Source organism: Sphingomonas sp. MJ1 (PH-R8), assembly GCF_048058635.1.
Taxonomy (GTDB): domain Bacteria; phylum Pseudomonadota; class Alphaproteobacteria; order Sphingomonadales; family Sphingomonadaceae; genus Sphingomonas.
In genome coordinates this window covers 25,607-48,822 of the sequence record NZ_JBBEFX010000012.1, presented here as the reverse complement: position 1 = coordinate 48,822, position 23,216 = coordinate 25,607, and the positions used below count along the sequence as shown (strand labels likewise).

The window sequence follows — 23,216 nt, the reverse complement described above, 5'->3', positions numbered from 1 at the left end:
GCAGCCCCCGCCGCGCATGTGGGGGCTGCCTGCCGGGGATGCAACGTCAGGAGAGTGCCGTCTCGAACGGCACCGGGAACTTGGTGGCGCAAAAGGCGCAGTCGACGGTGATCAGGCCGTTCTCGTCGGCCATCTCGCGCCGCTCCTCCTCCGGGAAGCGCGACAGCACCTGCTGGATGTAGGTCACGTCGCAGCGGCAGCCGCGGCTCATCGCCGTGCTTCCCTGCACCAGCACCTCGCGCTCCTCGTTGAACAGGCGCCAGACCAACGTCTCGAGCGGAAGCGCCGCATCCGTGAGCTCGTCCGCACCCATGGTGGCGCCGAGTGCGTCGACATGCTGCCACTGCGGATGATCGAGGCGGGTGTGGATACGATCGCGTCCCTCCTCGCCATCGGGCAGGTGTTGCAGGAACAGCCCGCCCGCGACCGGCCGGCCGGCTGCGTCGCGGCCGACGCCCAGACGAACCAGGCTCGGGATCTGCTCCGACTGGAGGAAGTAGCTCTGCGCCGCGTCCGCCAGGGACTCGCCGTCCAGCGGCACGATGCCCTGGTAGCGCTCGCCGGTCACCGCCTGGTCGAAGGTGATCGCGAGATAGCCGTTGCCGAACAGCGCGAACAGCGACGGCGCCTCCGGCAGCGCCGCCAGACGCTCGGCGTCATAGTCCACATAGCCGCGCAGCTCGCCGGCCTTGAAGTCGCAGACCATCAGCCGAACGACGCCGTTCTGGGTCTGCGCCTGGAGCGTGAGCTGCCCCTCCTCGCCCTTCAGCGTCGAGCCGAGCAATGCGGTGAGCGCCAGCGCCTCGGCCAGCAGCGTCTCGATCGCCGGCGGATAGGCGTGCGCCGACAGGATCGAATCGAGCACCGGGCCGAGCCGAGTGATGCGACCGCGTGCGTCGCGGTCGGGAATGGTGAAGCCGATCGCGCGGTCGAGATCGGTGGCGGTGGGTTCCTGCATGGTGTCTACCGTTCGGGCTGAGCCTGTCCGAGCCCTGCCCTTCCCCTTCCGCCCGCATGGGAGAAGAAGAGCGGCCCCTGCGGGGGCGAACGGCGCTCGGTGGTGTGGAATAGAGATAGGAAGCCGCGCGCGTTCGGCAATGAACCTCCTATCCGTTCATCTCGAGTAGGGATCGAGCTTGTCGAGAGCCCGTGTCGAGAGAGCCGCAAGGCCCGACCTCTCGATACGCCGTCTCGACAAGCTCGACGGCTACTCGAGGCAAACGGACACGGGGACGACAGGGCGTCCGTGGCGCCGGACGCTTCTGCCGGTCTAGCCGACCTGGCCGAAGCACCAGCGCAGGACCGACTTCTGCGCGTGGAGGCGGTTCGCCGCCTCCGGCCAGATCAGCGATTGCGGGCCGTCGATCACCTCCGGCACCACTTCTTCCCCGCGGTGGGCGGGCAGGCAGTGGAGGAACTTCGCATCCGGCTTCGCCGCGGCCATCAGCGCCTTGGTCACCTGGAACGGTGCCATCGCCGCGAGCTTCGCATCGGCATGGGCCTGGCCCATCGAGATCCAGGTGTCGGTGACGATCACGTCCGCGCCGGCTACCGCCTCCAGCGGATCACGGCAGACCCGCGCACGGGCGCCCGCCGCCTCCAGCACGTGCGGCGCGGGGTCGAAGCCCTCCGGGCAGGCGGCGACCACGTCGAAGTGCATCAGCGCGCCCGCCTCGATGATCGAGTGGAGCACGTTGTTGCCGTCGCCCAGCCACGCCCATTTGCTGCCCGGCAGCGCCAGGCCCGCCTCGATGACGGTCAGCAGGTCCGCCATGATCTGGCAGGGGTGCGAATTGTCGGTGAGGCCATTGATGACGGGGACGGTGGCATAGGCCGCCATCTCCTCCAGCTTCGCATGGTCGTCGGTGCGCACCATGATGGCGTCGCAATAGCCCGACAGCACGCGCGCGGTGTCGGCGACCGTCTCGCCGCGGCCGAGCTGGCTGGTGCCGCTGTCCAGGATCACCGCGGTGCCGCCCAGCTGGCGCATCGCCATGTCGAACGACACGCGGGTGCGGGTGGAGGATTTCTCGAACACCATCGCCAGCGTGTGGCCGGCGAGCGGTGCGTCGGCGTCGGGGCGCCCCTTGGGAAAGCCGGCACGGGCCTGCTTGCGATCGAGCGCGTCGGCGAGCATCGCGGCGACGCCGTCGGCGCCGGCGGAGGAGAGATCGAGGAAGTGACGGGTCTGGGTCATGGCAAAGGCCCTTGGCTCCCCGCCGGACCGGCCGCCCCGTTCGCGAGGGCGGACGGCCAGGACGGGCCGGTCGATGTCAGGTGGCGAGGGTCAATCGTCGGCGAGCGGCACGAAGGTGCGCGCGCCGGCGGAGAGCTTTTCCACCGCCTCGGCGATGTGGCGCTCGTCGATCACCAGCGGCGGCAGCACGCGCACCACGTTGCCGCCGGCCGAGACCGTCAGCAGCTGGTGGTTGTCGCGCAGGTGCGCCACGAACTCGCGGGCGTCGGCCTTGAGCTTGATGCCGAGCATCAGCCCCTTGCCGCGCACCTCCTCGAACAGATGGTCGTGGTTGGGGATCATCTGCTCGAGCGCCGAGCGCAGGCGCTCACCCATCTGCTTCACATGATCGAGGAAGCCCGGCTCCAGCATCACGTCGAGCACCGCCTGGCCCGCCGCCATGGCGAGCGGATTGCCGCCATAGGTCGAGCCGTGGGTGCCATAGACCATGCCCTTGGCCGCTTCCTCGGTCGCGAGGCAGGCGCCGAGCGGGAAGCCGCCGCCGATGCCCTTGGCCACCGACATAATGTCGGGCGTGACGCCATATTGCTCGTGCGCGAAGAAGGTGCCGGTCCGACCATAGCCGCACTGCACCTCGTCCAGAACCAGCAGCAGGCCGTGTTCGTCGCATGCCTTGCGCAGGCCCTGGAGGAACTCGGGGGTGGCGGCCATCAGCCCGCCCTCGCCCTGGACGGTCTCCACCAGGAAGCCGGCGGTCTCGTCATCGATCTTGGCGAGCGCGCCTTCCAGATCGTTGAACGGCACATAGTCGAAGCCGGGCAAGAGCGGCTCGAACCCGTCGCGCATCTTGGGCTGATCGGTCGCGGAGATCGCGCCGAGCGTGCGCCCGTGGAAGGCGTTCTGGAAGGTGATGAGCTTGTGCCGCTCCGGATTGCCGTTGGCGTAGTGATAGCGGCGCGCGGTCTTGATCGCGCACTCCACGGCCTCGGCACCCGAGTTGGTGAAGAACACCGTGTCGGCAAAGCTGTTGTCGACGATGCGCTGCGCCAGCGCCTCCCCCTGCGGGCTGCCGTAGAGGTTGGAGACGTGCATCAGGGTCGCGGCCTGGTCGGCGATCGCCTTCACCAGATGCGGGTGGCCGTGGCCGAGCGCGTTCACCGCGATGCCGGCGGCGAAGTCGAGATAGCGCGTGCCGTCCTCGTTGAAGAGGTAGCAGCCCTCGCCTCGCACCGGGCGCACGCCGCACCGTGGGTAAACGGGCATGAGCGCGGTGATCGACATCGAACGGCCTCCTTCAGGCTAGGTGGAAAAAGCTCCAGAAACGCGAAAGGGCGGCCCAGCCAGGCCGCCCTCCCGTTGCTTTACGCGCGACCGGCAAAGCCGGTCAACACCAAGGCTGGTGCAGCGGCCTCAGCTCTTGGTCTTCCAGCCGGTTGCGAGCAGCCGATAGGCGATGATGCCGAGCAGCACGTCGACGCCCAGGATCACCAGGCTCCCGAGCAGCACGGGCGAGTCGGCGGTGCCGATGAAGCCGTAGCGGAAGCCCGAGATGATGTAGAAGAAGGGGTTGGCGTGGCTGATCGCCTGGAAGGTCGGCGACAGGCGCTCGACCGAGTAGAAGGTGCCGGACAGGAGCGTGAGCGGGCCCACCACGAAGTTCTGGACCGCGGCGGCATGGTCGAACTTCTCCGCCCAGATCGAGGTGAGCACGCCCACCAGCGCCAGGAACACCGAGCCCAGGAAGCCGAACCACAGGATGGCCCAGAGGTGCTGCGGCGTCACGTGCACGCCCGGCCACAACGCCATCGCCAGCCACACCGCGCCGCCCACCAGGAACGCGCGCGTGACGGCGCCGCCGGTCAGCGCCGCCAGCAGCTCGCCGGTCGAGAGCGGCGGCATCAGGTAATCGACGATCGTGCCCTGCATCTTGCCCACCAGCAGCGAGAAGCTGGCGTTGGCATAGGCGTTGGTGAGCATGCCCATGACGATCAGGCCGGGCGCGAGGAAATCGGCAAAGGCGACGGTGCCGCCGCCGACCGGAACCGCCCCGCGTGCCCCGAGCGCGGTGGTGAACACCACGAGGTACAGGAGGGTTTGCACGGCAGGTGCCCAGATCGTCTGGAGCTGCACCTTGAAGAAACGGCGCACCTCCTTGATATAGAGCGCACGCAAGCCGCCCCAGTTGACGTTCCGGATGACCGGAACACCGGGGTCGGAAATCCTGTTTTCGGATGCGAGGGGCTGATCGGCCATGGGTGCCGCCTAGTCGCTGGCGTCGCGGGCCGCAACCCGCACCGGAACCGAGTGGGGAACGACGACGAATGAGTTGGACCGAGGAACGCATCGCCACGCTGACCAAGATGTGGGAAGCCGGGCAGACGGCGAGCCAGATCGCGGAAGAGCTGGGCGGGATCAGCCGCAATGCGGTGATCGGCAAGGCCCACCGGCTGGGGCTGCAGTCGCGTCCTTCGCCCGTTCGCGCCAATGATCCGGAGGCCAAGAAGGCCGCCGCAGCAGCCCCGGCCGCGCCCGTGGCCGTGCCGGTCGAGCCGCCGGCACCCAAGCGAGTCGAAGCGTCGCCCCCGCCTGCTCCAGAACCCGTTAAGCCGGCGCCGGTACGCGCGCCCGAGCCGGTGCGCGCTGCCGCGCCGGAACCGGCCGAAGAGGACGACACCGCACCGGCCGCCGAGTCGCGGCCCCAGCCGACTCTGCGTTCGGTCGGCCCCGGTGGCTTCCTGCGCCAGAACCCCGGCGAGAACAGCGCGCCGATCACGCCCGCCCCGCCGCGCCGCCTGGTGCCCGCCCGCCCGAGCGAGGCGATCGCCGGCAAGACCACGCTGCTCGACCTCAACGACCGCATCTGCAAGTGGCCGATCGGCCACCCGGGCGAGCCGGACTTCCACTTCTGCGGCGACAAGGTGAATCCGGGCTTCCCGTACTGCGTCGAGCATTGCGGCCACGCCTATCAGGCGCAGCTGCCCCGCCGCGACCGGCGCCCGCCGCCGCCGCTGCCCTATGGCGGCCCGCGCGTCCGCTGAGGCAGAGCACGAAACACCGATCGCCCTGGAACCCGGTTCCGGGGCGATCGCTTTTTGACGGGGCGGCGAGGAGGCAAGGATGCAGACTGCGGGTTGGATGATTGCGCTGGCGCTGGCAGGAGCGCCGTTCCCGGCCCTTGCCCAGTCGAAACCCGATTTCGGCGCGAACCTGGAGCGGTTCGACTATCCCTATCCGGTCCGGTGGTTCGAAACGCGCGCGCAGGGCGAGGCGGTGCGCATGGCCTATCTGGACGTGGCCCCGACTGCGGCCGCGAACGGCACCACCGTCGTGCTGCTCCACGGCAAGAACTTCTGCGCGGCCACCTGGGGCGAGACGATCGGAGACCTCGCCGCACGCGGCTATCGCGTGATCGCGCCCGACCAGATCGGCTTCTGCAAGTCATCCAAGCCGGCGGGCTTCCAGTACAGCTTCCACGCGCTGGCGAGCCTGACGTCGGCGCTGCTCGACCGGGCGGGTGCCGGGCGGGTCGTGCTGGTCGGCCATTCGACGGGTGGCGTGCTCGCGACCCGCTTCGCCCTGCTCTACCCCAAGCGGCTGTCGCAGCTGGTGCTGGTCAATCCGCTGGGCCTGAACGACACGCTGGCGGAGGGCGTGCCCTATACGCCGCTCGACGGCCTGCGCGCCGAGGAGGCGAAGACCGACGCGGGCTCGATCAAGGCCTATCAGCTGCGCAACTATTACCATGGCCAGTGGCGTCCGGCCTATGACCGCTGGGTGGCGATGCTCGCCGGGCAATATGCGAGCGCCGAGGGCGACACGGTGCGCGAAGCCCAGGCGCGGCTTTCCGACATGATCGAGACGCAGCCCGTCGCGGCCGAGTTGTCGCGCGTGGCAGTGCCCGTCACCCTCCTCATCGGCCAGCTCGACAAGACCGCGTTCCGCGCCAACACCGCGCCCGAGGCGGTGCGGGCGAAGGTGCGTACCGTGCCGCAGGCGGCGGAGACGGCGGTGAAGGCCTTCCCCAACGCGCGGCTGGTGCGGCTGCCGGCGCTTGGCCATTCGCCGATGGTCGAGGACCCCAAGAGCTTCCACCTCGCCCTCGCCCACGCGATCCGGCACTGAACCTGGCCGGCGCGCTTTGCGCTGGGGTCGCCCGCGTACTATAGCTGTTCCATGGCAGAAGACCTGTTCGCGTCGCCCTCCTCCACCACCGCCAGCAACAGCTACGACGCCTCGTCGATCGAGGTGCTCGAGGGGCTGGAGCCGGTTCGCCGCCGCCCCGGCATGTACATCGGCGGCACCGACGAGCGCGCGCTGCACCATCTTGCGGCCGAAGTGCTCGACAATGCGATGGACGAGGCGGTCGCCGGCCATGCCAACCGCATCGAGGTGACGCTGGAGGAAGGCAATCGCCTGACCATCGTCGACAACGGCCGCGGCATCCCGGTGGATCCGCACCCACGCTTCCCCGACAAGTCGGCGCTGGAGGTGATCCTCTCGACGCTGCATTCGGGCGGCAAGTTCACGGGCAAGGCCTATGCGACGTCGGGCGGCCTGCACGGCGTGGGCATCAGCGTGGTCAACGCGCTGTCGACCGATACGGTGGTGGAGGTCGCGCGCGACCGGCAGCTCTATCGCCAGCGCTTCGCGCGCGGACAGACGCTCGGCCCGCTCGAAAGGGTCGGTGCGGCGCCCAACCGGCGCGGCACGTCGGTGGCCTTCACGCCGGACACCGAGATCTTTGGCGACATGCTGTTCAAGCCGGCGCGGCTGCACAAGCTGGTCCGCTCCAAGGCGTATCTGTTCGCAGGCGTCGAGATCCGCTGGCGCTGTGCGCCGTCGCTGATCTCCGACGACACGCCGGCCGAGGCCGTGTTCCAGTTCCCCGGCGGTCTCGCCGATCACCTCCGCGAGCAGGTGGGCGCGCGTGAGTGCGCGACGTCCGACTTCTTCGCCGGCGCGCAGGAGTTCCCAGACGCGCAGGGCCGTGTCGAATGGGCGGTCGCCTGGCCGCTGTGGAGCGACGGCAGCTACAGCTGGTACTGCAACACCATTCCGACGCCGGACGGCGGCACCCACGAGCAGGGCCTGCGCCAGGCGCTGGTGCGTGGCCTGCGCGGCTTCGGCGAGCTGGTGGGGCAGAAAAAGGCCAAGGACCTGACCCCCGACGACGTGCTCACCGGGTCCGAGGTGATGCTGTCGGTGTTCATCCGCGACCCGCAGTTCCAGAGCCAGACCAAGGACCGGCTCACCTCTCCGGATGCCACCGCGCTGGTCGAAAAGGCGGTGCGCGACCATTTCGATCACTATCTTTCCGACAACATGGAGCGCGGCCGGGCGCTGCTCGGCTATGTGCTGGAGCGGATGGACGAGCGTCTGCGCCGCAAGCAGGAGCGCGAGGTCAAGCGCAAGACGGCGACCTCGGCCCGCAAGCTGCGCCTGCCCGGCAAGCTCACCGACTGCGCCGCCGACGATCCTGCCGGCACCGAGCTGTTCATCGTCGAGGGCGACTCGGCCGGTGGCAGCGCCAAGCAGGCGCGCGACCGCAAGACGCAAGCGATCCTGCCGATCCGCGGCAAGATCCTGAACGTAGCCAGCGCCACCAGTGCCAAGATCCTGGCGAACCAGGAGATCGCCGACCTGATCCTCGCCATGGGTTGCGGCACGCGCAAGGACTGCGACCCCAGCCACCTGCGCTACGAGCGCATCGTCATCATGACGGACGCGGACGTCGACGGCGCGCATATCGCGACGCTGTTGATGACCTTCTTCTTCCAGGAGATGCCGGACCTGGTGCGACGCGGGCACCTCTACCTGGCGCAGCCGCCGCTCTATCGCCTGACGGTGGGAGCCAAGAGCCTCTACGCCCGCGACGACGCGCACCGCGCCGAGCTGGAGCGCACCGCGTTCAAGGGCAAGAAGGTCGAGGTCGCGCGCTTCAAGGGCCTGGGCGAGATGAACCCGATGCAGCTGCGCGAGACCACCATGGATCCCAAGACGCGCTCGATGATCCGCATCACCCTGCCCCAGGAATATGAGGAGCGGGCTGGCGTGAAGGACCTGGTCGACCGGCTGATGGGCAATAATCCTGCCCACCGCTTCGCCTTCATCCAGGAGAATGCGGCAAGACTGGACGAAGAAGTCATCGACGCCTGAAAAGCGCGTGACAGACGACGTCACCGCTTGATAGCCTCGCCATCGGAACTCCCGATGGCGAGGTCTTGGCGATGCTGCGAACTGCACTTGGCGTGTCCCTTTCCATGCTGCTGGCTTCGGCGGCAGCGGCCCAGGAGGCGCCGGAGAGCGCGGGAGGCGAGGTCGTCGTCACCGCCGTCCGGCTGGAGCAGACGGAACAAAGGCTGGCCGCGTGCATCGCGCGGCACTGCCCTCCCGCCGAGGACGTCGCCGCCTCGCTCTCCCATGTCGAAAATCAGTTCGTGGCGGGGGCGTATCGCGACGCACGGCGGACGATCACGGAGGCGATCCGGCGAAACCGCGGGTTTGCGAAGACCAATCCCGTGGACGTGGCCGTGCTCTATCGCGCCGACGCGCGGATCCACGCCCACCTGGGGGACGGCGACGGGATGAAGGCCGCCATGCGGGGCATGCTCGCCTCCCTGCGCGCAGGGCTCTCGGAGACCGATCCGCAGACGCTCTATGGCCGCATCGAGCTGGCCGACGGACTTTCCGAACTGGGCAACATCCGTGGGGCGGAACGCGAGTACAAGGCCATTGCCGAGGACGCGGCGGCAGCCGGGCAGCCGACGATCCGGAACTTCGCGCTGCTGCGTACCGCTTCGCTCAAGGTCTCCCTTGCGCAGCTCAGCGAGCGGTTTCGCCCGGAAGCCCGTGCCGCGCTCCGGCAGCTGAAGACCTCCTCGGCGTCCGATGCGACCGGCTTCCGACTGGCGACACAGGTGCTGGAGACCCGGCTGGCGATGGCCGAGGGAGCGCCGGACGCGGTCGATGCGCTGATCGCCCGAGTGCAGGCGGAACCGGCCAGCACGCCGCGCCTGCTCTACAGCGAGCCGGTCAAGCTCGGCGCCGGCAAGTGGGACGATCCACCGCTCCAGAGCTATGAGGACCAGTGGATCGACGTCGCTTTCTGGATCGGTCCGGACGGCCGCACCCGCGACGCAGCGCTGCTGCGGCAGAGCGAGCATTACAGCGGTGGCTGGAACAAGCGCGTGCTCGAATCGCTGGCGTCCCGCCGCTATGTGCCGCTGGCGCTCCCGCCGGGCGATCCGGGGCTCCTGCGGGTGGAACGCTACACCATCACCTCTCGCCTGGCGACGAAACTCGGGTCGCGCATCCCCCAGCCGACCGGGCTGCCGCGCGTGGAGGTGCTCGACCTGACGATGGACGCACCGCCACCGGGCATGAACCCGCAGCGGGCGAGCTGAGCGGGTGCCGCTTTGCCCTTTTCGGGCCGCTGCGTTGGGAGTCGCGCTTGCGACGGGCACGTCGCTCGCCGCGCAGGAAGCGCCCGCTCCTGCCCCTGAGGCGCAGGCGGTGACCGCATCGCCGGAGTTGCGGCAGCGGGCCGAGGCGCTGGCGGCGGCGATCGCGGGAAGCATCCCCTATGACCGCTATTTCGCGCCGAGCTTCCGCGCAGCGATCCCGGAAGCGGCATTCCGGCAGGTACGCGACCAGCTGACGGCGGGCCTCGGCAAGCCCACCCGGCTCGAAGCACTGGTGGCGCGCACGCCCCATGTCGCCGACTTCCGCCTCGGCTTCGAGCGCGGAACGGCGCTCGGGCAGATCGTGGTCGATCCCGCCGCGCCGCACCTGGTGACCGGCCTCCGCATCACCGGCAGCGAACCGCGCGAGGCGCCGGAGGCGAGCATCCAGGCGGTGGTGGAGGCGATCCGTGCCCTGCCGGGTGCCACCGGCTTTGCGCTCGCGCGGCTGGAGGATGGCGGCCCCGTGCGCCTGGCGGCGCACGATCCTGCCACGCCGCTTGCGATCGGATCGACCTTCAAGCTGGTGATCCTGGCGGAGCTGGTGCGAGCGACCGCTGCGGGCGAGCGGCGGTGGGACGACGTCGTAACGCTGGATGGCAGCCCGCTTCCGGCCGGAGGCTACACGGGCAAGGCTGCGGGGACGCGGGTGTCGCTGCGCGAACTGGCGACGCAGATGATCTCCGTCAGCGACAATTCCGCCACCGACATCCTGCTGCGCGCGCTGGGGCGCGACAAGGTGGAGGCGATGCTGCCGGTGATCGGCATCCGCGATGCGCGCGGGCGCAACACGCCGTTCCTGGGGACCCTGGAGGCGTTCAAGCTCAAGGGCGTTGAGGGCGGTGCGCTCGGGCGGCAATGGGAGGCGGCGGATGTCGCCGGCCGCCGGACGCTGCTGGACGGAGCGGTCGCGCAAGCACCGGTGGCGGCGATCCCCGCCTCGCTGTTCCAGGATGGCAAGCCGATCCGGATCGCGACGGTCGAGTGGTTCGCCTCGGCCGACGACCTGCTGCGGGTGATGGACTGGCTGCGGCGCAGTACCGAAGGGCCGGCGGGAGCGGAGGCGCGCGCGGTGCTGTCAAAGAACCCCGGCATCGCGCCGGCGAACGCCGCCCGCTGGGACTGGGTGGGCTACAAGGGCGGATCGGAGCCTGGGGTCATCAACATGACGCTGCTGATGCGCGCGAAGTCGGGCGGCTGGGTTGCCATGGCCGGGAGCTGGAACAACCCGCAGACCGCAGTCGACGAGGCGCGGTTCGTCGGGTTGATCAACAAGGCGGCGGCGCTGGCTGCGCCGTAAGCGTCAGACCGCAGGGTCTTGGCGGACTCGTACGGCTATTCCAGTGCTCCTGCGAAGGCAGGAGCCCAGGATTCCGAACGCTATCGGCCGTTGCTCTGCTTGGCCCTGGATCCCTGCTTTCGCAGGGATACGGTCTCGAGCTTAGCACCCTCACCTGAGATAAACCCGCGGCGAGGGACTGCTCGCCTCTCATGCGTCCCCCAACTGGGCCCCGGCCTTCGCCGGGGTACAGGAGGTGTGTGGAACGCCGCCCCGGCTCAGGCCTTTGCCTCGTCCTCTTCCTCGGGCGGAGCGTTGCGGGCGCGCTTGCGCTCGGTGAACCAGATGCCGATCAGCGCGACCTCGTAGAGCAGCACCAAGGGGATCGCGAGCAGCATCTGCGACCAGACGTCCGGCGGCGTCAGCACCGCCGAGAGCGCGAAGGCGGCGACGATCGCATAGCGGCGCGCGCTCACCAGCTGCGCGCGAGTGACGATGCCGGCGAGCTCCAGCAGCATCAGCAGCACGGGCAACAGGAAGGCCAAGCCAAACGCGAACAGGAACTGCATCACGAACGACAGGTAGTTGGCGACCGAGGGCAGCGCCTCCTGCTGCACGCCGCCCAGATTGCCCTGGTAGCCGAGCAGGAAGTGCAGGGCGACCGGGATGGTGACATAATAGGCGAGCGCCGCGCCCATCAGGAACAGGACGGGCGTCGCGAGCAGGAAGGGGAACAGCGCCTTCTTTTCCGACCGGTAGAGGCCGGGGGCGACGAACTGCCACAGCTGGTTTGCGATCACCGGGAAGGACAGCATCATCGCCGCGAAGAAGGCGACCTTCACCTGGACGAAGAAGCCTTCGAAGATCTGGGTGAAGATGATCCGCTTCTGCCCGGCCGCCAGCAGCGGCTGGACCAGGAACGCAAAGATCTGTTCGGAGAAATAGAAGCAGGCGCCGAACGCGATCGCGATCGCGATCAGCGAGTAGATGAGGCGCTGGCGAAGCTCGATCAGATGGTCGAGCAGCGGTGCCTGGCTGTCGTCGATGTCCCTCACGACGGCGCCTTTCCATCCAGCGCCGGCGGCTGGGCCGGGCGATCGTCCTCGCCCGCGGGCTCTACATGCGGTTTTTCGACCATGACCGGCGCGTCCTGCGCGTCGGTGGGGAACGGCGCCGTGTCCGCTGCACCCGTTTCAGGAGCGGCGGGGCTGGCGGTGTCCGCAGCCGGGAGCGCGGGATGCTCGCGCAGGATGCGGGCGTTTTCCTCCGCCCACTTCTTTTCCATCTCGGCCAGTTCCGCCTCGCGCACCATGGCGTCGAAGCCGGAGCGGAACTGGCGCGCGACGCCGCGTGCCTTGCCGACCCAGTGGCCGACGAAGCGCATTGCCTTTGGCAGGTCCTTCGGGCCGATCACCAGCAGCGCAACCACGGCCACCAGCATCAGCTCGGTCGGAGCGATATCGAACATTCAGCGCCCGTTCGCGTCGAGGGGCGCGCCGGGCGCGCCCGTGAAGATCAGGATCAGCGGTCGTCGCGGGTGCGGTCGGCGTCGCGCACCGGATCGACTACCGGATCGCGAACCGGCTCACGCGGGGGCGCAACCTCGGCATCATAGCCGCGGTTGGCGTCGGCGCGCTGCTCCAGACGGGTCGGGCGGGCGGGCGGCAGATCGTCGTCCTCCTCGGCCATGCCCTTCTTGAAGCTCTTCAGTCCCTTGGCGACGTCGCCCATCATGTCGGAAAAGCGGCCCTTGCCGAACAGCAGGAGCACGATGATCCCGACGATCAGCCAATGCCAGATGCTAAGACCGCCCATTGTCACTCTCCATTACGCGTTGGCGCCCACTTAGTCGCTCTCGTCGCCGCTTTCTAGCTCGCCCGCAAGGGCAACGTCGATCGGGTCGAGCAGGCCCGCGGCGCGCAAGTCGTCCATTCCCGGCAGATCGCGGCGCGTGCGAAGGCCGAAGTGGGTCAGGAATTCGGGCGTGGTGGCGTAGGTGAGCGGCCGGCCCGGCACCTCGCGACGGCCGGCGGGACGCACCCAGCCGGCCTCCATCAGCACGTCGAGGGTGCCCTTCGCCACCTGCACGCCGCGAATCGCCTCGATCTCGGCGCGGGTGACCGGCTCGTGATAGGCGATGATCGCAAGCGTCTCGATGCCGGCGCGCGACAGGCGGCGCGGCTCCTCGCGATCGCGGCGCAGGAAGCGGGCGAGATCGGGCGCGGTCTCGAAATGCCAGCGATCGCCGCGGCGCACGGGGGCGATCCCGCGGCCGGCGTAGTCGGCGACGAGTTGGTCGAGCGCACGCGGCACGTCCGCCCCCTCGCCCACATAGGCGCGGATCGCGGCGACGCTCATCGGCGAGTCGGCCGCGAACAGCACCGCCTCCACCGCGCGCACCAGTTCGTCGGGCGCGGTGCTCACCGGATTGCCCGGATGCGGAGCGGCGCGAACGGGGCGCTCTGGTCGAGCTCGACCTTCCCCTGCCGCGCGAGCTCCAGCGCCGCGAGGAAGCTGGAGGCGAGCGCCGAGCGGCGGAAGGCGGCGTCGGCATCCTCGGGCAGGAAGCGCTCCAGCACCGTCCAGTCGAGATGAGTGCCGAGCATCGCCGACACCCGCTCGATCGCGGTCTCCAGCGTCATCACCGGGCGATGCTGGACGATGTGGAGCACCGGGCGGGTGCGCGCGCTCACCCGGCCATAGGCGGCGACCAGGTCGTAGATCTCCGCCTGCCAGATCGTCTGGCGCAGGACGCGCAGCCCTTCGGGAGCGCCGCGGGGGAAGACGTCGCGGCCGATGCGGTCGCGGGCGAGCAGGCGGGCGCCGGCCTCGCGCATCGCGTTCAGCCGCTCGAGACGGAGTTGCAGGCGGAGCGCCAGTTCCTCCGGGTCTGGCTGCGCCTCCGGGTCGCGCGGCAACAGCAGCGCGGATTTGAGGAAGGCAAGCCAGGCGGCCATGACGAGATAGTCGGCGGCGAGCTCCAGCTTCAGCGCCCGGGCCTGCTCGACATAGGCGAGATATTGTTCGACCAGCTTCAGGATCGAGATTTCGCGCAGGTCGACCTTTTGCGTGCGGGCGAGCGCCAGCAGCAGGTCGAGCGGCCCTTCCCAGCCCTCCACCTCCACCGTCAGCGTGTCGACCGTTTCCATGAGGGTGTTAGACAGGCTTCGTCAGGGGATTGCCAGAGGGGGCGGCATCCTGCGCGTCTGAGGATCGCAGGCGACTGATCTGACGCGCAACCTGTACCCCGGCGGAGGCCGGGGCCCAGTTGCGGTGTCCTGGCGGTGGGTTGCGCTCCCTTACCGCCGCCTTCCCAACTGGGCTTTGGCCTTCGCCCGGGTACGAAGAAGGAGCAGCGCGTTTGGTTCAGGCGAGCGCCAAGAGGGCGTCGCGCTTTGCGATCAGGGGAGCGATGTCGGCTGCCTCGGCAGGGCGGGTGACGCTCGCCATCGCGCGGTTGAGGCGCTCGCGGCTTTCGGGCGAGATCTCCCCGAGGCGGCCGGCAATGTCGACCATCTCGTCCATGCGCGCCCAGCAGTCGAGCACCAGGTCGCAGCCGGCGGCGATTGCAGCGGCGGCCTTTTCGCCCGCGGTGCCGGACAGCGCCTTCATGTCGATGTCGTCGGTCATCAGCAGCCCGTCGAAGCCGATGCGGCCGCGGATCACCTCGCCGATCACGGTCGGTGACAGGGTGCCGGGGCGCTCGGCGTCCCAGGCGCGGTAGACGACGTGCGCGGTCATCCCCATCGGCGCATTCGCCAAGGTACGGAACGGCGCGATATCCTGCTCCAGTGCCGCGGCGTCGGCGTCGACCACGGGTAGCTCCAGGTGGCTGTCGACCACCGCGCGGCCGTGGCCGGGCATATGCTTGACGACGCCGACCACGCCAGCGCGGGCGAGGCCGTCGAGCACCGCGCGGCCGATCGCCGCCACCTGGAGCGGATCGGCGCCATAGGTGCGCTCGGCAACGGCGGCGGTGGTGTCAGGCTGGCGCACGTCGAGCAGCGGCAGGCAGTTGACGGTGATGCCGACCTCCGCCAGCGTGTGCCCGATCGCCTCGGCATTGGCGCGCGCCGCCTCGATCGCCGAAGCGGGGGCGACGTCCCACAGCCGGGCAAAGGCAGCACCGGCAGGAAATGCGGGCCACTCGGGCGGCTTCATGCGGGAGACCGCCCCGCCCTCCTGGTCGATCAGGATCGGCAGGTCGTCGCGGCCGGTGAGCGCACGCAGCGAGTCGGTGAGCGCGCGCAACTGCGCGCGATCGACGACGTTGCGGCCGAACAGGATGAAGCCGGCCGGCTCCACATCGCGGAAGAAGGCGGCTTCACCGTCGGTGAGCGCGGGGCCGGACAGGCCGAAGATCACGGGCTTCATGCCCGCTGCCTAGCGACTTGGGGGCGGGATTAGAACACCCTGGGAGCGGGGTTCGTCGCGCGCATCTGCGGAGCGAGCCCGCCTTCGAGAGGGGCGTACTCCCGCGAAGGCGTGACTTCTGCGGAACGGGCGCCGCCGTCCTTGGCCACGCGCGTATTCCTGCGAAAGCAGGAATCCAGGGCCAAGCAGACCAACGCCTTGCGGTGCTTGGAACCCTGGGCTCCTGCTTTCGCAGGAGCACGGCGGGTTTGACCCCGTCGGGCCTACGACACTGGCGAGAAGCGGTGGCGGGGTGCGCCACGTCTTCGCTTCGGCCACCCAACTGGCCCCCAGCCTTCGCCGGGGTACAGGCCGGCGGCTTGGCCGTCAGCGGGCGATGTAGCAGCCTTCGCCGGCGAGCTTGAGCTTGCCGCAGAGTTCGCCCGCCTTGGGAGCGTCGCCCGCGTCGACGCGCAGCCGGTAGACGGTTTTCCCGTTGACCTCGGCCTGCTCGATCGAGGGGGTGAGCGGGGCGAGATAGCCGAAGCGCTTGGTGAGCCGCTGCCAGCTGCTGTTGGCGACGCTTGCCTCCGGGAAGGAGCCGAGCTGGACCACCGAGCCGGAGGCGGTGCGGACCGGGGCCGCTGCCGCCTGGCGGGCGGGCGCGCGGGCCTGGAGCTGGCCGGCGGAGGCCGGAACCGCTGCCACCACCTTGGCCGCACCCTCGGACGGGGCCGCGGCGGGCGCCTGTGCCGGTGCCGCCTGACCCAGAACCGGCGCCTCGGGCACCTTGCTCAGGTCCACGGTCGCAGCGCCCGCGTCCCGGCCTTCGCTGGTCGCAAAGACGGTATCGCCGGTGCCCTCCACTTCCATGCCGCCGGGCTGGTCCGGCTTCACCTTGTACGGGCCCTTTTCCGCGGTGATGATCGCGCCATTGCCACCGCCGCCGCCCGTCACGTTCGCGCCGAAGTTGAGCGCCGCCCAGATGACGCCGCCCAGCACGGCGATGCCAACCAGGACGAGCAGCAGCACCCGCCACAGCGAGGCGGTCGCCTCGGGCGGGGGCTCGACGCTCTCCAGCCACGGCAGGCGATCCTCGTCGCGTGCGTGCATGCCCGTCGCCAGCCGTTCGGCCATCAATGCATCTCCTCGACGGCCTCGACCCCCATTACGGCAAGCCCGTTGCGGATGATCTGCCCGATTGCGTCGGCCAGGAAAAGCCGCGCGCAGGTGAGCGCCGGATCGTCCGGCTGGAGCGTGCGGCGCGACGGATCGTCGTTGCCGACGTTCCAGGCGGCGTGAAATTCCGCAGCCAGATCATAGAGATAGAAGGCGATGCGATGCGGTTCGCGCGCCGTCGCCGCAGCTTCCGCGACGCGGGGGAACTGGGCCGCGCGCTGCACCAGGCGCAGCTCGGTTGCGTCAAGCCGGGACAGGTCGACTGCGTCGCACTCGATCCCCGCCTCCCGCGCGCGGCGGTGCAGCGAGGCGACTCGCGCATGGGCGTACTGGACGTAGAAGACCGGATTGTCCTTCGACGCCTCCACCACCTTGGCGAAGTCGAAGTCCATCTGCGCATCCGCCTTGCGGGTGAGCATGGTGAAGCGGACGACGTCCTTGCCGACTTCCTTCACCACGTCTGCCAGCGTCACGAAATTGCCGGCGCGCTTGGACATCTTCACCGGCTCGCCGGCGCGCAGCAGGCGGACCATCTGGACGAGCTTGACGTCGAAGCGGACCTTGCCCTCGGTCAGCGCCTGGACGGCGGCGACGATGCGCTTGACGGTGCCGGCATGGTCGGCGCCCCAGATGTCGATCAGCTGGTCGGCGGTCTGCGCCTTCTGGAAGTGATAGGCGAGGTCGGCGCCGAAATAGGTCCACTGGCCGTTGGACTTCTTGATCGGGCGATCCTGGTCGTCGCCGAACTGCGTCGAGCGGAACAGCGGCAGCTCGACCGGCTCCCAGTCCTCGGGCGTCTCGCCCTTGGGGGCTTCGAGCACGCCGTCGTAGACGAGGCCGCGCTCGCGCAGCCACGCCTCGGCCGCCTCGGGCTTGCCCGCCGCCTGGAGCTCGGCCTCGGACGAGAACAGGTCGTGGTGGATGCCGAGCAGCGCCAGGTCGTCCTTGATCATGACGAGCATGGCGGCGACGGCCTCCTTGCGGAACATCGCCAGCCACTCGCTCTCGGGCGCGTCGACGAAGCGGGCGCCATGCTCGGCCGCGAGCTTCTCGCCGATCGGCTTGAGGTAATCGCCGGGGTAGAGGCCTTCGGGGATCTCGATCGTCTCGCCTAGCGCCTCGCGGTAGCGCAGATGCGCCGAGCGCGCGAGCACGTCGACCTGGCCGCCGGCGTCGTTGACGTAATATTCGCGGATCACCTTGTGGCCGACGAACTCGAGCAGGCTGGCGAGCGCGTCGCCGACCACCGCGCCGCGGCAATGACCCATGTGCATGGGACCGGTGGGGTTGGCCGAGACATATTCGATGTTGACGGTGGTCCCCGCCCCCATCGTCGAGCGGCCATAGTCTCCGCCCGCCTGGATGATCCCGCGCAGCTCGTCGCGCCAGGTGTCGTCGGTCAGCGTCAGGTTGATGAAGCCGGGGCCGGCCACCGACACTTCGGCCACGGCGTCGAGCTTGCCAAGTTCGGCGGCGAGCTTTTCGGCGAGCGCGCGCGGATTGGTGCGCGCAGGCTTGGCCAGCACCATGGCGGCGTTGGTCGACAGGTCGCCGTGGCTCGCGTCGCGCGGCGGCTCCACCGTGACGGCGCGTCGGTCCAGCCCCTCGGGCAGGTCGCCCGCCGCGACCAGCGCGTCGAGGGCGGCATCGAGATGGGCGGCAAAGCGTGCGTACAGCGTCATGGGCATCCCGGTGATGAAAATCAGGCGCGGCTGTAGAGGAGTTTTCCGTTCGCTTGAACCATCATCCTGACGAAAGTGGGATCAGGGGTCGCTACGCCCCTCCCGCTTGTTTCGAGTAGCCGTCGAGCCTGTCGAGACGGCGTATCGAGAAATCGACTGCGGCTCTCTCGACACGGGCTCTCGACAAGCTCGATCCCTGCTCGAGACAAACGGGCTGGGGCGGACTGGAGCCCCCCGTCAGAACCCCTCGGGCAGGCTCACCTCCCCGACCAACTCGCGGTAGCGGGCGATGGCGAAGCGGTCCGTCATGCCGGCGATGAAGTCGGCGATGTGGCGGCTGCGGCCGGGCTCGTCGTTGGGGAGATCGGCACGCCAGCCGTCGGGCAGCAGCGCCGGGTCGGCCCGGTAGGCGGCGAACAGCCCCGTCACCACCGTGCGCGCGGCATCCGCGGCGGCGAGCTGCGATGGGTGGTGGTATAGGTTGGCGTACATGAAGCGCTTGAGCGTACGCTCCTGATCGCGGACCTTGTCGGAGAAGCCGACGAGGCAGCGGCCGCAGGCGCGCACGTCCGCGACGCTCTGCACGCCCGCGTCGGCGATGCGGCGGCGGGTCTCGGCGATCAGGTCGTTGACCATGGCGCCGATCTGCGCGCGGATCAGCTCGCCCACCAGCCGATCGGGCGCGTCGTCCGGGAATTGCGCGCGCACCTCGTCCCAGCGCTCCGCGACGATCGGCACGCCCAGCATCTGGTCAAACGTCAGCAACCCGGCGCGCAGGCCGTCGTCGATGTCGTGGTTGTCATAGGCGATGTCGTCGGCGAGTGCTGCGACCTGCGCCTCCAGCGAGGACCATTCGCCCAGCCGCAGCGGAAAGGCGGCGTCCACGTCCGCCAGTGCCCAGCCGGGGCGGCGGATCGGACCGTTGTGCTTGGCGAGCCCCTCCAGCGTGTCCCAGGTGAGGTTGAGCCCTCGCCAGCGGGGATACGGGCTGTCGAGCCGCGTCAAGGTTCGCAGCGTGTGGCCGTTGTGGTCGAAGCCGCCTGCCCCCATCAGCGCGTCCTTGAGCGCATCCTCACCGGCATGGCCGAACGGCGGGTGGCCGATGTCGTGCGCGAGGCACAGCGCCTCCGTCAGATCCTCGTTCAATCCCAGCGCGCGCGCGATCGCGCGGCCGATCTGCGCGACCTCCAGGCTGTGGGTCAGGCGGACGCGGAAATGGTCGCCGTCGGGCGCCATGAACACCTGCGTCTTGTGACGCAGGCGCCGGAAGCTGATCGAGTGGATGATGCGGTCGCGATCGCGCTGAAACGCGTCGCGGGGGCCGCGCGCGGTCTCGTTGCCCTCGTCGCGCAGGCGTCCGCCGTGCGCCCGAGGGTCCGCCGCCCAGGGCGCCTGTTGTCTGGTCACTTGGGAAGCTGCTCGATCTTTTGTCCGGGTTCGCTGGCCCAGACAAAGGCGGAGAGCCCCTGCTTGGCAAGCGTGTTGACGAAGGTCTGCGCTTCGTCGTCGGTCTTGAAGGGGCCGACCAGCAGCCGGTTGGTGGCACGCAGCGGGGTGGTCCACGCCGCGCGCCCCTTGAGCGCCGCCGCCTTGGCACCCAGCGTGCGATACGCCTTGGGCAGGTCCGCCTTGTTGGCGCCGCCCGCGACCTGCACCCAGGTGCGCGCAGGATCGCGCTTGACGGGATCGGGCTTGGCCGGGGTCTTCGCCTTGCCCTTTGCGGTCGCGGCCTTGGGGTCGTCCTTTGCCGCCTTGGCGCTGCCGAGCTTTGCGGCGGCATCCTTGGCCTTGGTTGCCGGCTCCTTGGCGGCGGGCTTTTCCGTCTCGCGTGCCGCGGCAGCCTTAGCAGGCGTCGGCTTGGGCTCGGGCCGGGCGGGCTCGACACGAACCGGGGGCGCAGCGGGGACCGTGGCGGCAGGGGTCACCGGTGCGGGCGCGGGCGCGGCGGAGGGCAGCGGCGCGACGCCCAGCTCGGTCGCCGGGATCGTCAGGTTGCGGATGATGGTCGCAAGCGTGGTGTCGGTCGCCGCGGCGGCGGCATCGCTGCGCGCGGGCGCCGGCGGCTGGGGCGCCGAGGCGACCTGCCTGGGTTCGGCGGCAGCGACGTCGCGCGCCTCCTGCGCGGCGGCCGCAGCAGCTGCCCGTTGCGCATCGGCGAGCCGGGCGGCCTCCGCCAGGCGCTGCGCCTCGGCGAGCCGGGCAGCTTCTGCGGCACGCTGCGCCTGGGCGACGCGCTCGGCCTCGACCCGGCGGGCCATCTCGGCAGCTGCAGCGGTGCGGGCCGCTTCGGCCGCTCGCGCGACCTGGGCGAGGCGTGCAGCTTCGGCGGCGCGGGCGGCTTCGGCCACGCGCGCCGCCTCGGCGACGCGATCGGCCTCCGCCTTGCGCGCGGCGGCGAGTTCGGCCTCGCGCTGGCGGGCCTCGGTCTCGCGGCGGGCAGCGGCCGCGGCCTCGCGACGTTCCCGACGAGACAGCTTGCGGGTGCGCGTGGCCGCCTGGGCCGGCTGCACGGCCGTAGTCGCCGCGGCCACGGCGACGGGCGCCTCGGCGCGCGGTGCCGGCACGATCGGGGGCGCGAGCCGGGCATCGGCGATGCGGGCGGGCGTGGTCCCCAGGCGGCCGAAGTGCACGGCAAAGGCGCGATCGGCCGGCGAGAGCGACGGCAGGCGGCGGAAGAAGGGGGCAAGCTGCGTGCCGAAGCCCGGCAGCATGGTGGCGGCGATCCGGTCGGCCCCGGCCGCATCGCCCTGCATCGCGAGGACGCAGGCGTGGACGCGCCACGCCGCACGGTCGCTCTGGCGCAGCAACGGGTCGAGCAGCTGGTTAGCCGCGCGGACGTCGCCGGTGATGCCCAGCGACAGCGCGAGGCGGCGGACGATCTCGTCATCCCGATCGACCGAAAGCGCGAGCCGGTAATCGCGCTGCGCGTTGGTGGGATAGCCGAGCAGGTCGAACGCGAGCCCGCGGTCGGCCGCAAAATAACGAGGCGCCAGACCCGCGCGCTCGGCCGCGGCGAACAGGCGCATCGCCTCCCCCGGCCGCTCCATCGACAACAGCGCGGAGGCGCGTCCCGCGAGCACGCGCGGATCGCCGGGCGCCACCTTCTCCGCCCGGGCGAAGAACTGCACCGATGCCTGCGGGTCGCCGAGGCGTGTGCTCAGGCGGCCGGCCTCGATCAGGGCGTTGAGGTCGTTGGGACTGGTCGCCAGGATCCGCATCTGTTCGGACAGGCGGTCCGCGTTCGGGGTCGGCTGCTGGACGATCGCCTGCGCCCATGCGGGCTGCAGACTCGCCTGCGCCAGGGCGAGGCAGGAGGCGGCGAGCAGCGTTGGCAGCAACGCCCCGCGACCGGTGGTCGGGAAACGGTTCATGGGTGCAGCCACCTTAGAGGCGCGAGCGGAATACGGAAGTTGTGCGCCGCTGACCAGGCGACCAGACGATGCCCCCAGGGGACGAACTGCGTGCGGGGAGATGGCCGGGCAACCCAGGGAGGCGCCCGGCCACCGGCCTTACTGGTTGTTCTGGCGGTGCAGGAAGCGCGGGATGTCGAGCGGCTCCTTGGCCGTCTCGTCCCCGCGTGCCGGTGCACGACCGGCGTTCGCCATGCGCTCGAACAGGGTACCGCCCGGACGGCTGCGGCCGCTGCCCTGCTCCTCGCCGGCTGCCGCCTCGGTGCCCGGGGTCAGCCAGCGACGACGTGCCTCGAAGCCGGGGCGCGGCTCGTCGGCAGACGGCGTGGGCGCCGGAGCCGGAGCCGCAGCGGCCTGCTGCGGGACCATGGTGTCCGCGCCGAGCACCAGCTCGTCGGCATCCTCCACGGGCGGCTGCGGCGCGGGCTGGGGTGCCGGCTGCGGGGCAGCGACCGGCTGGACCTGGGGCGCTGCCGCCTGCGGGGCCGGTGCGGGCTGGGCTGCCGGCTGGACCGGAGCCTCGACCGCCTGCGGCTCGCCCGCCGGAGCGGGACGACGGCTGCCGCCGAAGGAGAAGGAGGTGCGCGCCGGTTCGGCGGCGATCGCCGCCTGCTGCGCGGGCGAGCTTGCCTCTATGCCGGTGGCGACCACCGACACGCGGATCTTGCCTTCGAGCTCCGGGTTGAACGCCGAACCCCAGATGATGTTGGCGTCGTCGTCGACCAGCTCGCGAATGTGGTTCGCGGCCTCGTCCACCTCGAGCAGGCGCATGTCGTCGCCGCCGGTGATCGAGACGATCACGCCCTTGGCGCCGTTCAGCGAGACGCCGTCGAGCAGCGGGTTGGCGATCGCCTTCTGCGCGGCTTCGATCGCGCGGCTGTCGCCCTCGGCTTCGCCGGTGCCCATCATCGCCTTGCCCATCTCCTGCATCACCGAGCGGACGTCGGCGAAGTCGAGGTTGATGAGGCCGGGCATGACCATCAGGTCGGTGATGCCGCGCACGCCCTGCTGCAGCACCTCGTCCGCCATTTCGAACGCCTGCTTGAAGGTCGTGTTGGCGTTGGCGATCAGGAACAGGTTCTGGTTCGGGATGACGATCAGGGTATCGACGTACTTCTGAAGCTCCTCGATCCCGGCGTCGGCCGAGCGGGCGCGCTTCTTGCCTTCGAACGAAAAGGGCTTGGTGACCACGCCGACGGTCAGGATGCCCATCTCGCGCGCCGCCTTGGCGATCACCGGGGCTGCACCGGTGCCGGTGCCGCCGCCCATGCCGGCCGCGATGAAGCACATGTGTGCGCCCTGCAGCGCTTCCTGGACCTGCTCGATGGTTTCCTCAGCCGCGGCGCGGCCGATCTCCGGCCGGCTGCCGGCGCCCAGGCCTTGCGTGATCTTCACGCCCAGCTGGATACGCTGCGGCGCGTCCGACTGCTTGAGCGCCTGCGCGTCGGTATTGGCGACCAGGAATTCCACGCCCTGCACTTCGGCGCGGATCATGTTCGCGATGGCGTTGCCGCCCGCCCCGCCGACGCCGATCACCGAAATGCGCGGCGTCAGATCGTCGAGGTCCGGCGGAAGAAATTCGATGCTCATTCCTGATCTCCCGAAGCGGGCCGGCCGCTGGCCAGCAACCGCCTAACTAGTTTCTTCTGCACCAAC

General features: G+C 70.1%; 20 protein-coding genes. 5 read left to right on the top strand and 15 right to left on the bottom strand.

The features are described from left to right. Window positions 1-46: 46 nt before the first annotated feature. The 4 genes from VPH46_RS11365 to VPH46_RS11350 form a co-directional block, all read right to left on the bottom strand. A complete protein-coding gene (locus VPH46_RS11365; RefSeq protein WP_416611319.1) occupies window positions 47-958 on the bottom strand; it encodes an Hsp33 family molecular chaperone HslO in 912 nt (303 codons plus the stop codon). A 312-nt stretch (window positions 959-1,270) separates the two neighbouring features. Then, window positions 1,271-2,197, bottom strand: a complete 927-nt coding sequence (gene argF / locus VPH46_RS11360) for an ornithine carbamoyltransferase (protein ID WP_416611317.1) — start codon at window positions 2,195-2,197, stop codon at window positions 1,271-1,273. A gap of 90 nt (window positions 2,198-2,287) precedes the next feature. Beyond that, window positions 2,288-3,478, bottom strand: coding sequence for an aspartate aminotransferase family protein (locus VPH46_RS11355; protein ID WP_416611315.1), 1,191 nt, complete (start codon window positions 3,476-3,478; stop codon window positions 2,288-2,290). 129 nt (window positions 3,479-3,607) lie between these two features. Further along, entirely contained in the window at window positions 3,608-4,450 is an 843-nt protein-coding gene (locus VPH46_RS11350; RefSeq protein ID WP_317894335.1) for an ABC transporter permease, read from the bottom strand. Between the two features lie 68 nt (window positions 4,451-4,518). Between VPH46_RS11350 and VPH46_RS11345 the strand changes: the two genes are divergently transcribed. From VPH46_RS11345 to VPH46_RS11325, 5 genes are all read left to right on the top strand, one after another. Continuing rightward, window positions 4,519-5,235 (top strand): GcrA family cell cycle regulator, encoded by a 717-nt coding sequence (locus VPH46_RS11345; RefSeq protein ID WP_416611313.1) that lies wholly within the window; start codon window positions 4,519-4,521, stop codon window positions 5,233-5,235. Between the two features lie 79 nt (window positions 5,236-5,314). Then, on the top strand, window positions 5,315-6,319 hold the full coding sequence (locus VPH46_RS11340) for an alpha/beta fold hydrolase (protein WP_416611311.1): 1,005 nt from the start codon (window positions 5,315-5,317) through the stop codon (window positions 6,317-6,319). Window positions 6,320-6,370: 51 nt separating this feature from the next. After that, window positions 6,371-8,353 carry a DNA topoisomerase IV subunit B gene (parE, locus tag VPH46_RS11335; RefSeq protein WP_416611309.1) on the top strand — a complete coding sequence of 661 codons (1,983 nt, stop codon included), beginning with the start codon at window positions 6,371-6,373 and terminating at the stop codon, window positions 8,351-8,353. A 104-nt stretch (window positions 8,354-8,457) separates the two neighbouring features. Beyond that, window positions 8,458-9,600 carry a hypothetical protein gene (locus VPH46_RS11330; protein ID WP_416611307.1) on the top strand — a complete coding sequence of 381 codons (1,143 nt, stop codon included), beginning with the start codon at window positions 8,458-8,460 and terminating at the stop codon, window positions 9,598-9,600. Window positions 9,601-9,634: 34 nt separating this feature from the next. Next, complete coding sequence (locus tag VPH46_RS11325) at window positions 9,635-10,957, top strand: serine hydrolase (RefSeq protein ID WP_416611305.1); 1,323 nt, start codon at window positions 9,635-9,637, stop codon at window positions 10,955-10,957. 257 nt (window positions 10,958-11,214) lie between these two features. On the opposite strand, the gene tatC is transcribed toward VPH46_RS11325, so the two are convergent. The 11 genes from tatC to ftsZ all read right to left on the bottom strand — a co-directional run bounded on the left by tatC (window position 11,215) and on the right by ftsZ (window position 23,150). After that, window positions 11,215-11,991, bottom strand: coding sequence for a twin-arginine translocase subunit TatC (tatC, locus tag VPH46_RS11320; RefSeq protein ID WP_125961436.1), 777 nt, complete (start codon window positions 11,989-11,991; stop codon window positions 11,215-11,217). Next, window positions 11,988-12,404, bottom strand: coding sequence for a Sec-independent protein translocase protein TatB (tatB, locus tag VPH46_RS11315; RefSeq protein ID WP_416611302.1), 417 nt, complete (start codon window positions 12,402-12,404; stop codon window positions 11,988-11,990). Before tatB ends, tatC begins: the two co-directional genes overlap by 4 nt. Window positions 12,405-12,457: 53 nt before the next feature. After that, a complete protein-coding gene (locus VPH46_RS11310; protein ID WP_416611300.1) occupies window positions 12,458-12,751 on the bottom strand; it encodes a twin-arginine translocase TatA/TatE family subunit in 294 nt (97 codons plus the stop codon). Window positions 12,752-12,781: 30 nt separating this feature from the next. Continuing rightward, on the bottom strand, window positions 12,782-13,360 hold the full coding sequence (gene scpB / locus VPH46_RS11305; protein ID WP_416611298.1) for an SMC-Scp complex subunit ScpB: 579 nt from the start codon (window positions 13,358-13,360) through the stop codon (window positions 12,782-12,784). After that, the gene (locus tag VPH46_RS11300) at window positions 13,357-14,085 is read right to left on the bottom strand and encodes a segregation and condensation protein A (RefSeq protein WP_416611296.1); all 729 of its coding nucleotides are present in this window, start codon (window positions 14,083-14,085) and stop codon (window positions 13,357-13,359) included. Before VPH46_RS11300 ends, scpB begins: the two co-directional genes overlap by 4 nt. Window positions 14,086-14,302: 217 nt before the next feature. Further along, the gene (gene nagZ, locus VPH46_RS11295; RefSeq protein ID WP_416611294.1) at window positions 14,303-15,310 is read right to left on the bottom strand and encodes a beta-N-acetylhexosaminidase; all 1,008 of its coding nucleotides are present in this window, start codon (window positions 15,308-15,310) and stop codon (window positions 14,303-14,305) included. Window positions 15,311-15,676: 366 nt separating this feature from the next. After that, the gene (locus VPH46_RS11290; protein ID WP_416611292.1) at window positions 15,677-16,426 is read right to left on the bottom strand and encodes an SPOR domain-containing protein; all 750 of its coding nucleotides are present in this window, start codon (window positions 16,424-16,426) and stop codon (window positions 15,677-15,679) included. Then, window positions 16,426-18,150, bottom strand: coding sequence for an arginine--tRNA ligase (argS, locus tag VPH46_RS11285; RefSeq protein WP_416611290.1), 1,725 nt, complete (start codon window positions 18,148-18,150; stop codon window positions 16,426-16,428). The genes VPH46_RS11290 and argS overlap by 1 nt, the downstream gene beginning before the upstream one ends. A gap of 237 nt (window positions 18,151-18,387) precedes the next feature. Next, the gene (locus VPH46_RS11280; protein ID WP_416611288.1) at window positions 18,388-19,557 is read right to left on the bottom strand and encodes a deoxyguanosinetriphosphate triphosphohydrolase; all 1,170 of its coding nucleotides are present in this window, start codon (window positions 19,555-19,557) and stop codon (window positions 18,388-18,390) included. Further along, complete coding sequence (locus tag VPH46_RS11275) at window positions 19,554-21,521, bottom strand: SPOR domain-containing protein (protein WP_416611286.1); 1,968 nt, start codon at window positions 21,519-21,521, stop codon at window positions 19,554-19,556. Before VPH46_RS11275 ends, VPH46_RS11280 begins: the two co-directional genes overlap by 4 nt. A gap of 138 nt (window positions 21,522-21,659) precedes the next feature. After that, on the bottom strand, window positions 21,660-23,150 hold the full coding sequence (ftsZ, locus tag VPH46_RS11270; protein WP_416611284.1) for a cell division protein FtsZ: 1,491 nt from the start codon (window positions 23,148-23,150) through the stop codon (window positions 21,660-21,662). Window positions 23,151-23,216 lie beyond the last annotated feature (66 nt).